Origin of the sequence: Halomonas sp. 11-S5, assembly GCF_029889825.1 — a bacterium.
Lineage (GTDB): Bacteria > Pseudomonadota > Gammaproteobacteria > Pseudomonadales > Halomonadaceae > Halomonas.
In genome coordinates this window covers 85,629-99,137 of sequence record NZ_JARANW010000007.1, presented here as the reverse complement: position 1 = coordinate 99,137, position 13,509 = coordinate 85,629, and the positions used below count along the sequence as shown (strand labels likewise).

Genomic DNA, 13,509 nt, shown 5'->3' with positions numbered 1-13,509 from the left:
CCGATGGCGGGGGTTGTTGTTGATGGCCATGAGAACACCGACCGATCAGGTCTCGCGATTGCTCTCGGCCAGGTCGACCAATTCGCGTACGGCCACCGCGAAGAGCGGGAAGCCGCCATGGGCGCCGCTGCTCACCTCCTCGAGCAGGCGACACCAGCGCTGGTGCATGCCCTGGTGCAGCGAGAGCCACTGTTCGACCCGCTCGGTGGAATCCCTGGGGCCGTCATCCATGCCCAGCACGCTGATGGTCAGCGCCAGCTGCTGGCGATCGATGTCGTCGCGGAAGGTCTCACGGGCCTGAGCCTGCCAGCTGTCGCGCACCTTGAGATCGGTGATCTGCTGGATCATCCACGGCAGCTCCAGGCGATCGCCGATCTCGTAGTACACCTCGGCGACACGCTGGGGCTTCTCGTTGGTCTGGCGGGCCGCCTGGATGATGCCGAGTGCCGCGTAGAGGCTGCCGGCGGCGGCCACGGTAGAGGCCAGGGCCTGTGGCACGCCGGCCTCCATGAGCTCGTTGCGGCGGGCCTCCCAGGCCTCGAGCTCCTCGCCGCGCAGGCGCTTGCCGATGTTCTCCTGCAGCTTTGCCAGGCGCGGGGCGAAGAAATCGATGGCATCCCGGGTATTCATGCCGGTGCGATTGCGCAGGAACCAGCGGGTGGCACGACGCAGCATGCGCATCAGGTCGAGCATCATGGCGTACTGCACGGCGCTGGGCACCAGGTTGTCCAGCGCCTCGATCTGCTCCCAGAGGCGCGGCAGCTGGAAGCTGTCACGCGCGACCACGTAGGAGCGGGCGATAGTGGCACGGTCGGCGCCGGTGGAATCGATCAGCCGGCGCACGAAGACGATGCCCATGTGATCGACCAGGTCGTTGGCGACCTGGGTGGCGACGATCTCGCGCTTCAGGCGGTGGTCGTACATCTCCTGCTTGTAGCGCTCGACCAGCACCCCGGGGAAGATCCGCTCGACGAACTTGACGATGGTCGGGTCGTCGGGCACGTCAGAGGCGATCAGGTCGCCCTTGAGCACGCTCTTGGCGTAGGAGATCAGCACCGAGAGCTCCGGCAGCAACATCCCCTGCTCGTTGGCGGCGCGCTCCTTGAGCACCTCGTCGTCGGGCAGGAACTCCAGCTCGCGGTCGATCTGGCCGGCGGCCTCCAGCTCGCTGATGAAGCGCCGGAAGGGCCCGATACCCTGCCGGGAGAGGAGCTCGGCGAGATCCAGCGCCTGGGTCTGGCGATAGTTGTCCAGCAGCACCAGGTCGGAGACTTCACCGGTCATGTCGGCGAGCAGCTGGTTGCGCTGCTTCTCGGTCATGTCGCCGCGTTTGACCACCTCATCGATGAGGATCTTGATGTTGACCTCATGGTCGGAGCAGTTGACCCCGCCGGCGTTGTCGATGAAATCGGTGTTGACCCGGATGCCCCGGGCGGACGCTTCCATGCGCCCGCGCTGGGTGAGGCCGAGGTTGCCGCCCTCGCCGATGACCCGGCACTGTAGCTCGCGGCCATCGATGCGCAGGCCGTCGTTGGCCTTGTCTCCCACCTGGGCGTCGGTCTCCTCGCTGCTCTTGACGTAGGTACCGATCCCGCCGTTCCACAGCAGGTCGACCCGTGACTTGAGCATGGCGCGGATCAGCTCGTTGGGGGCGAGCTTGTCCTCCTTGATGCCGAACAGCGCCTTCATCTGCTTGGAAATGGGGACGGTCTTGGCCGAGCGCTTGAACACCCCGCCGCCCTCGGAGATCAGCTCGGCGTTGTAGTCTTCCCAGCTGGAGCGCGGCAGGGCGAACAGGCGCTGGCGCTCGGCGAAGCTCGCCGCCACGTCCGGGGTCGGATCGACGAAGATATGCAGATGGTTGAAGGCCCCCACCAGGCGGATCCTGTCGGAGAGCAGCATGCCGTTGCCGAAGACATCGCCCGCCATGTCACCGATGCCGAGCACCGTGAACTCGTCCTCCTGGATGTTCAGCCCCAGGCCGCGGAAGTGGCGCTTGACCGACTCCCAGCCCCCCTTGGCGGTGATGCCCATCTTCTTGTGGTCGTAGCCGTTGGCCCCGCCCGAGGCGAAGGCATCGCCCAGCCAGTGGCCGTACTCGGCCGAGATCTCGTTGGCGATGTCGGAGAAGGTCGCGGTGCCCTTGTCGGCGGCCACCACCAGATAGGCGTCGTCGTCATCGTGGCGCACCACGTCGCGAGGCGGCACGATCTCGCCCCCCACGCGGTTGTCGGTGACGTCGAGCAGGGCACGGATGAAGGTCTTGTAGCAGGCGATGCCCTCCTGCTGGAGGGCATCGCGGTCACCACCCTCGGGAAGGCGCTTGCAGACGAAGCCACCCTTGGCGCCCACCGGCACGATCACGGCGTTCTTGACCTGCTGCGCCTTGACCAGGCCGAGCACCTCGGTGCGGAAATCCTCGAAGCGGTCTGACCAGCGCAACCCGCCCCGCGCGACCTTGCCACCGCGCAGGTGCACCCCCTCCACGCGCGGCGAGCCGACGAATATCTCGTAGGCCGGCCGCGGCTTGGGCATGCCGGTGACCCGGGAAGGCTCCATCTTGAAGGACATGTAGTCCTTGTGACGGCCATCGTCGCCCCGCTGGTAGTAGTTGGTGCGCTGGGTCGCCTGGATCAGCTCCATGTAGCGGCGCAGCAGCTGGTCATCATTGAGGCTGGCGACATCGTCGAGCAGCCGGATGATACGCGCCATGCAGTTATCGATCTCACCTTCCGGCGGGCGTTCGGCTGGATCGAAGCGCAGCTCGAAGAGCGTCACCAGCTCACGGGTGATCTCCGGATGGTTGACCAGGGTGGTGGCCATGTAGTCCTGGGAGACACCGAAGCGGATCTGCTTGAGATAGCGGGCATAGCCTCGCAACATGGCCACCTCGCGCCAGTCCAGGTTGGCGCCGATGATCAGCCGGTTGAAGGGGTCGTTGTCAGCTTCCCCGTTCCAGATCCGCTGGAAGGCCTCGACGAAGGGCCCGCGCATCTCCTGCAGATTGACCTCGGTACTGGTGTGGTGCTCCAGATCGAAGTCGTGGATCCAGTAGCTGCCGTCGCTGGCCTGCAGCTCGTAGGGGCGCTCGCCGATCACCCGCAGCCCCAGGTTCTCCATCATCGGCAGCACGTCGGAGAGCGGGATGGGCTGGTCACGGTGGAACAGCTTGAGGTTGACCCCGCTGCCCTCCTCCTCGACCAACCGGTAGAGGGAGAGCGCCAGCGGACAGCCGTCATCAAGCTCGCTGATGTGCTGCAGGTCGTAGACCGCGGTACGCGCCGAAAAGTCGTCGCGATAGCTGGCGGGGAAGGCATCGCGGAAGCGGTCCATCAGCAGGTTGGCCTGCTCCTCGCCGAATCCCTCGATGGCGGCGCCTTGGAGGTCGTCGCGCCAGTTGCGGGCCAGGGTCGCCAGCTTGACTTCCAGGCGTCGCAGGTCGTAGTCGGCGGGCTGGTCCCCCTTGAAGCGCAGGATGAACTGGATGCGGGCCAGCACCGACTCCGAGAGGTAGGTGTTGAAATCGCCGAAGGTGGCGTCGAGTTCCTCGCAGAGCAGGGCCTGGGTGCGCAGACGCAGCTCGGTGGAGAACACATCGCGTGGCACGAAGGCCAGGCAGGAGTAGAACTTGCCGGAGCGGTCCTCGCGGATGAACAGTCGCACCCGGCGCCGCTCGCGCATGTCGAGGATGCCCAGGGCCGTCTGGGTCAGCTCGTCGGTGTCAATCTGGAAGAGATCGTCGCGCGGATAGACCTCGAGGATGTGCAGCAGGTGCTTGCCGTTGTGTCCCTTGGGGTTGAAGCCGGACTTGTCCATCACCGTCTTGAGCTTGCGACGCAGGATGGGCACGTTGCGCGGCGACTCGTTGTAGACGGTGGCGGTGAACAGGCCGAGGAAGCGGCGCTCGCCGATCACCCGCCCCTGGTCGTCGTAGCGATCGATCGAGATGTAGTCGGGATAGGTCGGGCGATGGATCCGCGCATGATGGGCGCTCTTGGCGAACGACAGCAGCTGGGGGACCAGCACGTAGTGGTCCCCCTCGACGCCCTGGTCGGTGCGGATACGCTCCTGGTAGCGGGGCTGGTCGAGGCGGAACACGCCCAGCTTGCTCTCGTCGACCCGGTCGAGGCGCTGCCGCCCATCGGCCTCGTGGACGACATACTCGTCGTAGCCGAGGAAGGTGAAGTTGTCATGCAGCAGCCATTCGAGAAAGGCGATGGCCTCCTCGTGATCGCCGGCATCGACCTGCTCCGGGCGCGAGGCCTTGAGCTCGGTGACAGCCGCCCGGGCCTGCTCGCGCATCGGCTCGAAGTCGGCCACCGCGGTGCGCACGTCGCGAAGGATTTCCTGCAGGCTCGCCTCGATGTCCTCGAGCAGCGCCGGGTCCGAGTGGCGGTCGACCTCGATGGCGATCAGCGACTCTCGGCCTTGCGGGGCATCGGCCTGCCGGGTCGGAGTGACCCGGTTGAGCCGATGCTGGCCGTCGCGCTCCGTCGCCAGCACCGCATTGTGGATGGCGTGGACGGTCATGCCCCGCCGGTTGAGCTCGATGCGTACCGAGTCGACCAGGAAGGGCATGTCCTCGTGGAGCACGGCGATGAAGGTGTGTGTGGACTGCCAGCCATGCTGCTCGAAGTCGGGGTTGAACACCCGCACCTTGGGATCGGCAGGATCGAATTGCTGCAGGAAGTGCCATACGGCGAGGGTGGCGCCATAGATGTCGTCGAGACGGCGGTCGGCCAGGTCATCGAGCGGTACCGTGGCATAGAAGTGGCGGGCGAAGGCACCGACTTGGGCGGCCTTGTCTTCGTCCAGACGGCCTTGCAGCCGCTCCTCGAGTTGCTTAAGCAGATCCTGGCGGGTCTCCTCGTGTGCGACGTGTTGCATCCATCACCTCGGCTGCCTGCGGCCGCCGGAGGCGGCCGGGAGAACTTGACGTGGCGGCCCCCTGGCCGCATCGCCTTCCAGCTTACGTCACTTCCCGCGCCCACCCCAGCCACATGCCCCTTCACTCATGGAGCATGTCGTTTGCGCATCGCCGCTTGACATCCAGTCGGCCCGCGACGCCTCAGTCACGGCGCTCCAGCAGGACCCCGCATTCACAGTGATGCGTCCAGGGAAACTGGTCGAAGAGCGCGAAACGCCGGATGTCGTGGGTGCGGGCCAGCGTCTCGAGATTGTCGGCCAGGGTCTCGGGGTTGCATGAAATATAGACGATACGCGCATAGTCGCTGAGTTGGCGACAGCTCTCGTCATCGAGACCCGCCCGGGGCGGGTCGACCAGCACCGTGGAGAAGGCATAGTCGTCGAGGGCCATCTCGGCCACCCGGCGCCCACCCTTCTCGCCCTTCAGGGCCTGGGAGAACTCCTCGGCGGACATGCGACCGACCTCGGCGTTGCCGATGCCATTGGCCGCCAGGTTGACCCGGGCACTGGCCACCGAGGTTCGCGAGATCTCGGTGGCCAGTACCCGCCGGAAGTTGTCGGCCAGCGCCACGGTGAAGTTGCCGTTGCCGCAGTAGAGCTCCACCAGGTCACCGTTCTGGCTGCCCCGAGTGACGTCCCGAGCCCAGGCCAGCATCGCGCGGCAGATCTCGGCATTGGGCTGGGTGAAGCTGTTCTCCACCTGCTGGTAGACCAGGTCATCGCCGTCCACGGCGAGGCGCTCCCAGACATGGTCACGCGCCAGCACCAGGCGCTGCTTGCGGGCGCGGCCGATGACCATAATGCCCAATGCCTGCTGGAGGGCACGGGCCTCGGCCTCCCAGGCCTCATCGAGCCGACGATGATAGATCAGGGTGACCAGCGCCTCGCCGGAGAGGGTAGTGAGAAACTCTACCTGGAACAGCCGGCGGCGCAGCAGGTCGTTGTCGCGGATGGCATCGAGCAGGCGCGGCATGAGGTCATTGATCTGCCGGCTGGCCACCGGATAGTCATCCAGGCGGACCACCGTCTTGCGCTTCGGATCCTCGGGGTCCCCCTCGGTCCCCTGCATTTCGAACATCGCATAGAAGAGGTCATCCCCCTGGTGCCAAAGGCGAAATTCGCAGCGCTGACGATAGTGACTCGGCGGTGAGGGAAACACCTCGAGCGTTGGCGGCGCGAAGCGCGCGAAGTCACGGCTGATGCGCTCGCGCTTGGCCGCGAGCTGCTGGTCATAGCGGGCGGGATCGACGACGGGAATGGCCACGGCGGCTCCTGGGAAGAAGATGACAAGATTGCGAGGGTCATGCAGATGACGACATGCGCGATCGGCTCAGGCCGGATGCAGCAGCCTCGGCGAGGCGAAGCCGAAGGTGGCCAGCCCCCTGCCCAGGCGTTCGTCGGGGGTGGTGACGAAGCTCGGCGTGTCGCCCTGGCGAGGGGCGAAAACCGTTACCACCTGGGCCACCCGGCGGGCGATGGCCTCGCCGGAGTCGATCCAGGTCACCTGCCGCGGCGCGGCCTCGGCGAGCCACGGGGCCAGCAGCGGGAAGTGGGTGCAGCCGAGCACCACGGTATCCAGATCGGGATCCTCCCACAGCGGGGCGAGGGCCTGGCACAGAATCGTCCGGTCGGGAAGCTCCCCGGCCACCAGGCGCTCCGCCTCGATGACCAGGGCATCCGCGGCGACCCGGGTCACCCGGCAGTCGGCGGCGAAGTCCTGGATCAGCTGCAAGGTGTAGGGCCGCGACACCGTGGCACGCGTCGCCAGCAGGCCGATATGGCGCGTCCGGCTGAGCTGGGCCGCCGGCTTGATGGCCGGCACGGTGCCGACCACGGGGATCGCCAGGCACTCGCGCAAGACGTCCAGCGCCAGGGTGCTGGCGGTATTGCAGGCCACCACCAGGGCACTACAGCCACTGGCCGCGACGGCGGCCTCGCACACGGCCCGGATTCGCTGTACCAGCCAAGCATCCTCGCGCTGGCCATAGGGCAGCATGGCATTGTCGCAGGCATAGGCCAGAGCGGCCTCAGGCAGGCGCTGGCGCAGCGCCTGGACCACCGACAGCCCGCCGACGCCGGAATCGAAGACCAGGATCGGCCCCGCCATCAACCTTGACTCCGATGCCACAGGGCCAGGTCTCTAGAGATGGTCGAGGGCGTGTGAAGCAGGAGCGGATCATGCATGACGAGAGGAAGGCAGCTGAGCATGTCAGCCATTCTACCCCAGACCCGGAGCAGAGCAGAAACCCGCGCCCGATATCGGCGGCGGGAGGGTCAGGTCATCGGCTCGGGGGCATCGCGTAGCTCGGCATAGAGCTCGGGATAGGCCTCCTGCAGCCGCTCGAGCTGCGCCTGGGCGCCCTCGGGCAGCGCCGCCGCGAGGGCCTCGAGGTCCTGGTCGTTGAAGTGCTCACGGATCAGCGGGAACAGCAGCTCGCGCTCGTCCCGCAGGTAGGCACGGTGACTGTCCAGGTAGGCCTTGAGGTCCTCGGCGAAGCGGTCCATGGGCACCACAGCATCCATCAGGATCATGTCGAGGTCGTTGGACAGCCGCTTTAGCCGGGACTTCAGCGACCGATAGTCCCGGGACAGGCGCTCGGTGACCTCGACACTCGAGGGGTCGAGCTCCTTGAGGCGCTCGGTGCAGACCTTCTCGAGTGGCTGGGTGAAGCCTTCCTGATAGTCGAGAATGTAGTCGACGACCTCCCGGACCAGCTGGAAGTTGGGACGCTCGCCGCACGCCAGGGACTTCTGCTTGAGCTGCAGGACGTGCAACATGCGCGCCATGTTGGCATGATCCTGACGCAACTGCTTCAGCATGGGCATGACAGGAGTCTCCTCTGTGGCGATGTGGAACATCACTCTTCGATTCACCGCGGCAGGTCGGGTTCACCGAGCCGTGCCCCGAGGCAAGGCCAACCTGTCTCAAGCTAGCCCCTCAGGGGGAATTGTGCCTGTCGCCCAAGGTCGTATTGCCTGCGACGACACATCCACTCTAGCAGTCGCGAGCCAAGGAGTCAGAAATGGATCTCTTCCAGGGCAACACCCCCGACGATGCCGCGCCGCTCGCCTTTCGCATGCGCCCGCGCCGGCTCGAGGACTATGTGGGGCAGCAGGCGCTGGTCGGCCCTGGCAAGCCCCTGGCGCGCATGGCCGAGAGCGGCGTGGTGCGCTCGATGATCCTCTGGGGCCCCCCGGGGACCGGCAAAACCACCCTGGCCGAGATCCTCGCCGAGGTATCCGGCGCCCACCTGGAGCACCTCTCGGCGGTGATGGCTGGGGTCAAGGAGATCCGTGCCGCCGTCGATCGCGCCCGGGACAGGCAGGCCCGCGAGCGCCCCACCCTGCTGTTCCTCGACGAGATCCACCGCCTCAACAAGAGCCAACAGGATGCCCTGCTGCCCCATGTCGAGTCGGGGCTGCTGACACTGATCGGCGCCACCACGGAGAACCCCTCCTTCGAGGTCAACTCGGCGCTGCTCTCCCGAGCACGCGTGCACGTATTGAAATCGCTCGCCGAGGAGGAACTCGTGGAGGTGATGCGGCGGGCGCTGGCCGACGAGGCGCGCGGCCTGGGCGCTCGGCAGATCCGCGTGGACGACGCCGTGCTGGCGCTGCTGGCCCGGGCCGCCGCCGGCGATGCCCGCCGCGCCCTGGGCCTGTTGGAGACCGCCTGTGACTTCACCGTGGCCGAGGGCGACGGCGAGCGCCTACCTCGCCAGGCACTGGAAGACGTCATCGGCCACCAGGCCAGCGCCTTCGACAAGCAGGGCGACCACTTCTACGACCTGCTCTCGGCGATCCACAAGTCGGTGCGCTCCTCGCGACCCGACGCCGCCCTCCTCTATATCGCCCGCTTCGTGCAGGGCGGCGGCGATCCGCTGGACGTGATCCGCCGCCTCGCGGCCGTCGCTTCGGAAGACGTGGGCAACGCCGACCCGCGCGCCCTGCCCTTGGTGATGTCCGCCTGGGACGCCTACCTGCGCCTGGGCGACCACGAGGGCCAGCGCGCCATCGCCCACGCCGCCATCCACCTGGCGGTGGCCCCCAAGAGCAACGCCATCGACCAGGCTTGGAAGCAGGCCAAGGCCTTCGTGGCGGAGCAGCCCCAGCTGGAGGTGCCAAGCTACCTGCGCAACGCCCCGACCAAGCTGATGGAATCCCTGGGTCACGGCCAGGGCTACCGCTACGCGCACCACGAGCCCCACGGCTATCCCGCCGGCAGCACCCATGACTGCTGGCCGTCCGCCGTCCCCCAACAGCATTTCTACACGCCCACGGAATACGGCCAGGAGAAGCGCTACGGCCAGCTCATGGCCTGGCGGGAGCAGCTCGACCGGGAAGCGGATGGGGACGGTGGCGACAGCACCTAGAGAACAGTGGCAAGCAGCCAAGCGGCCAAGTGGCAAGCGGCCAAGCGGCCAAGCGGCCAAGCGGCCAAGCGGCCAAGCGGCCAAGCGGCCAAGCGGCCAAGCAGGATAACCTAGCCCCAAAAAGAACCCCCGCCGGACCTCAAATCCGACGGGGGCACTCATTCTTTGCCTCAACGCCTGCCACCTGCCACCGAACAGCTTGGCGGCTCGGCGCTTTATTGCGTATCGCGGATCACGTCGGTGCCCTCGGGGATCTCGAAGGTGAAGCGGCTGTCGTCCAGCGGCTCGTTCATGCGCACGTTGTCGAACTCGATGGCGGTGCGCTGCCCGGTGCTGTCGGTCATCTGCAGCAGGTTCAGCGCCTCGCCGCGGAAGGTCATCTTCAATTCCTCAAACAGGGTATCGGGATCCTTGGGCACCAGGGTAAAGGTCTCGCTGCTGCCCTGCTGCTGACGGCTGACGTCGTAGCTGCCCGTCAACTCGTCGGCGCTGCCGGAGAGCAGCAGGGCCGGGGTATGGGTCACCCGCTGGTCCAGTGGCTGCACCGTGGCCTGCTCCAGGTCCGGGTCGTAGAGGGTGACCTTCTCGCCTGTGGAGACCACCACCTGCTCGTAGGGGGCATCCACCTCCCAGCGGAACTTGCCGGGACGCGATAGCCACATGCGGCCGTGGACCTCCTGCAGGCGCTGGCCGCTGCCATCGAGGATCTGCTGCTCGAAGTCCGCCACGTAGGTCTCGAGCGGCTCGAGAATGTCCGCCAGCCGCTCGGCGCCTTCGCTGGCCAGGGCCGACATCGGCACGGCGAGCGTCATGGTCAGCGCGGCGAGGGTCTTCTTCACTATCATCGTCTGTGTCTCCCTGAACGGGTCCATCATGGCGTCCTGTCACTCGGACCCGGGATACCCCGGCGGGTTGCATCCCCGCCGGGGGCTTCCATCATTGCTGCAAGGTTGCCACGCGTCAGTGGCCCACCGGCGGCGGGGCCAGCACCTCACGCGCACCGTTGGTGCCCATGGTGGAGACCACCCCGGCCATTTCCATGGATTCGACCAGTCGCGCGGCCCGGTTGTAGCCGATCTTGAAGCGGCGCTGCACCGCCGAGATGGAGGCCCGGCGACTCTCGGTGACATAGGCCACCGCCTCGTCGTAGAGGGCATCCTGCTCGGCGTCGTCGTCACCGCCGCCCTCGGCCTCCAGGCCGGTGAGGGCCTCGGCGGAGACGCCGCCGGAGAGGATCTCGTCGATGTACTCCGGCTCGCCGCGGCGCTTCCAGTCCTCGACCACCCGATGCACCTCGTCGTCGTCGACGAAGGCACCATGGACGCGGGTCGGCATGCCGGAGCCGGCCGGCAGATAGAGCATGTCGCCGTGGCCGAGCAGGTTCTCGGCGCCCCCCTGGTCGAGGATGGTGCGCGAGTCGACCCGGGACGAGACCTGGAAGGCCATGCGGGTGGGAATGTTGGCCTTGATCAGACCGGTGACCACGTCCACCGAGGGACGCTGGGTGGCCAGTATCAGGTGGATGCCGGCGGCGCGGGCCTTCTGGGCCAGCCGCGCGATCAGCTCCTCGACCTTCTTGCCGACGATCATGAACATGTCGGCGAACTCGTCGATCACCACCACGATGTAGGGCAGCTTCTCGAGCACCGGCGGCGACTGGTGCATCTCCCAGGGCTGGGGCTCCCAGAGCGGGTCGGCCACCCGGGCGCCGGCCCGCTCGGCCTCGTCGAGCTTGCCGTTGAAGCCGGCGATGTTGCGCACGCCCATGGACGCCATCAGCTTGTAGCGACGCTCCATCTCGGCCACGCACCAGCGCAGCGCGTTGGCGGCCTCCTTCATGTCGGTGACCACCGGCGCCAGCAGGTGCGGGATGCCGTCGTAGACCGACAGTTCCAGCATCTTGGGGTCGACCATGATCATGCGCAGCTCGTCGGGCGTCGCCTTGAGCAGCATGGAGATCAGCATGGCATTGACCCCCACCGACTTGCCCGAGCCGGTGGTGCCGGCCACCAGCAGGTGGGGCATCTTGCCGAGGTTGGCCACCACCGGGCCGCCCCCGATATCCTGGCCCAGGGCCAGGGTCAGCGCCGAGGCCTCGTGCTGGTAGCGGTCGGAGTCGATCACCTCGCGCAGCCGGATCATCGCGCGATGCGGGTTGGGGATCTCGATGCCCACGGTCGGGCGGCCAGGAATCACCTCCACCACGCGCACACTCTTGACCATCAGCGAGCGCGCCAGGTCCTTGGCCAGGTTGCTGATCTTGGAGACCTTCACGCCGGCTGCCGGCTTGATCTCGAAGCGCGTGATCACCGGGCCCGGCCAGGTCTCGACCACTTCGGCCTTGACCCCGTACTCGCGCAGCCGCGTCTCGAGCAGTTCGGCCATCTCGGCCAGCTGCTGCTCGGAGTAGTTGCGCTGCTGGGGCTGCGGCGGCGTCAGCAGCCGCAGGCTGGGCAGCTCGCCATCGGGTTCCGGCAGCTCGTCGAGCACCGGCCGCTGGCTCTGCAGGTGCTCCACGGTCCACAGGGCCGGCCCCTCGGGCTCGTCGGCGGCCTCGCGCCCCTGCTCGGCGGTCGCCACCTGGGGCGCCGGCTCCGGCGTCGGTTCCGGTGGGGCAACCCCCGGATCACGCCGGCCGGTGGACGCCTCCCCGTCCCCCATGGCGCCCTCACTCGTCGGCACCCAGGCCAGTTGCGGTTCGTCCGTGTCGTCGGGCTCCTCCCGGTAGGCGTCCTGCCAGTCGACCAGCTCCGGCTCACGGCGCCGCCCCTCGCGGGCCGGCGAGTGCGGCGAGGCCCCCGAGGAGGCCCGGGCGGGGGGCGGCGCATCGGCCTCCCCGCCGGCTTCGGCGCTGACGGAGGCGGCATCGACGCTTGCATCGAGACGCCCCTCGTCACGCCAGGCCCGCAGGGCGGGACCCTGCCAGGCCGGCATCACCTCGTCATCATCGGGCAGTACCGGCTCGGGCACCGTTTCCGGGACCCGGCGTGTGCTGTCCTTTTCGCGGCTCTCCGGCCCGGTGCGCGACGTCTCGCCAGGCACGGGTGGAGCGGCGTGGCGAGCATCGGGCGTCGGCTCGCGTGAGGCCGGGGGCATCGTGGCGTCGGCAGGCATCGCCTCGGCGTGGGGCGAGGAGGCGGGCATCCGCTGCTCCCCCGGCGGGGTAATCGCCACCCGCGGCTCCATGGCTTCACGGGCGGCCCGGGCGGTGTAGGCCGCCTCGGGCTTCTTGGCCGAGGGCGTGCGCTCGGGCACCTCCCAGGGAATGTCGGTCACACCGTCGTTGCCGAAACCGGGTTCGCGACGCGAGACCCCGTCGGCGGCCAGCACCGGGTCGGCCTCGCGACGACGGCCGCCCCCCAGACGCTGCCACCAGCGCGACCGGTGATCGGCCTCGGGCGAGGCCTCGTCGGCCTCCCGCTCATCGGCTTGGGCGACCGGGGGCTCACTCTCTTCCCGGGCCTGGTCACGCTGCTCGGCGCGTCGTTCGCGCACCAGGCCGAAACGGTCGGCCACCCAGCGCCATAGCGCCAGGCTGCGGTGGCCCAGCTCATCCATCACCGTCAGCCAGGAGAGCCCGGAGAACAGGGGAAAACCGCAGAGCATGGCGGCCACGGCCAGCAGGCCGGTACCGCCCGTCCCCACCAGGGGGATCAGGGCACCGACCAGCCCCTCGCCGAGGATGCCCCCCGTGGAGTAGGGCAAGGAGCCATCGGGACGGTAGAAGTGCAGCGCCCCCAGGGTGGTGGAGCCCAGCAGCAGCAGCACCAGCCCCCCACAGCGCACCGCCAAGGCGGTGGCATCCCACTCGAAGCGCACCTGTCGCGAACTGATCAGCCACCAGGCGGCGAACCCCAGCATGCCGGGCCACCACAGGGCACTGACCCCGAACAGCGAGTACAGCACATCGGCGAGCCAGGCCCCGATGGGCCCCATCCAGTTGACGACCTCGGTCTCGGGGCCGCTGCGCGACCAGCCGGGATCCTGGGCACGGAAGCTGTAGAGCGCCAGCAACAGGAACACACAGGCGGCCAGCAGCAGGATCACCACGCCCTCGCGCGCTGACCCCTGCAGCCGCAGGCCGACGCGCTTCGCCGTCTCCCTGGCATTCGCCGCCGTCACCCGACGTGACGAGGTCCTCTTCTTGGCACTCAAGCGGCCATCCCCCTTGCGCCAACATGGCGTCTTCCAGATTTCATTGTGCTCAATC

At 67.8% G+C, this 13,509-nt stretch carries 7 protein-coding genes; 1 reads left to right on the top strand and 6 read right to left on the bottom strand.

The features are described 5' to 3' along the window. Positions 1 to 45 precede the first annotated feature (45 nt). The 4 genes from OP497_RS07645 to OP497_RS07630 form a co-directional block, all read right to left on the bottom strand. Positions 46 to 4,887: an NAD-glutamate dehydrogenase gene (locus OP497_RS07645; RefSeq protein ID WP_280547608.1), complete on the bottom strand. Its 4,842-nt coding sequence runs from the start codon at positions 4,885 to 4,887 to the stop codon at positions 46 to 48. 181 nt (positions 4,888 to 5,068) lie between these two features. Continuing rightward, positions 5,069 to 6,190 carry a tRNA (uridine(54)-C5)-methyltransferase TrmA gene (gene trmA, locus OP497_RS07640; protein WP_280547607.1) on the bottom strand — a complete coding sequence of 374 codons (1,122 nt, stop codon included), beginning with the start codon at positions 6,188 to 6,190 and terminating at the stop codon, positions 5,069 to 5,071. A 66-nt stretch (positions 6,191 to 6,256) separates the two neighbouring features. Then, entirely contained in the window at positions 6,257 to 7,033 is a 777-nt protein-coding gene (gene murI, locus OP497_RS07635) for a glutamate racemase (RefSeq protein WP_280547606.1), read from the bottom strand. Between the two features lie 167 nt (positions 7,034 to 7,200). Continuing rightward, positions 7,201 to 7,746 (bottom strand): hemerythrin domain-containing protein, encoded by a 546-nt coding sequence (locus OP497_RS07630; RefSeq protein ID WP_280547667.1) that lies wholly within the window; start codon positions 7,744 to 7,746, stop codon positions 7,201 to 7,203. Between the two features lie 203 nt (positions 7,747 to 7,949). Between OP497_RS07630 and OP497_RS07625 the strand changes: the two genes are divergently transcribed. Next, positions 7,950 to 9,299 (top strand): replication-associated recombination protein A, encoded by a 1,350-nt coding sequence (locus OP497_RS07625; protein WP_280547605.1) that lies wholly within the window; start codon positions 7,950 to 7,952, stop codon positions 9,297 to 9,299. A gap of 215 nt (positions 9,300 to 9,514) precedes the next feature. On the opposite strand, the gene lolA is transcribed toward OP497_RS07625, so the two are convergent. Continuing rightward, entirely contained in the window at positions 9,515 to 10,144 is a 630-nt protein-coding gene (gene lolA, locus OP497_RS07620) for an outer membrane lipoprotein chaperone LolA (RefSeq protein WP_280547604.1), read from the bottom strand. Between the two features lie 115 nt (positions 10,145 to 10,259). Beyond that, a complete protein-coding gene (locus OP497_RS07615; RefSeq protein WP_280547603.1) occupies positions 10,260 to 13,454 on the bottom strand; it encodes a DNA translocase FtsK 4TM domain-containing protein in 3,195 nt (1,064 codons plus the stop codon). Positions 13,455 to 13,509 lie beyond the last annotated feature (55 nt).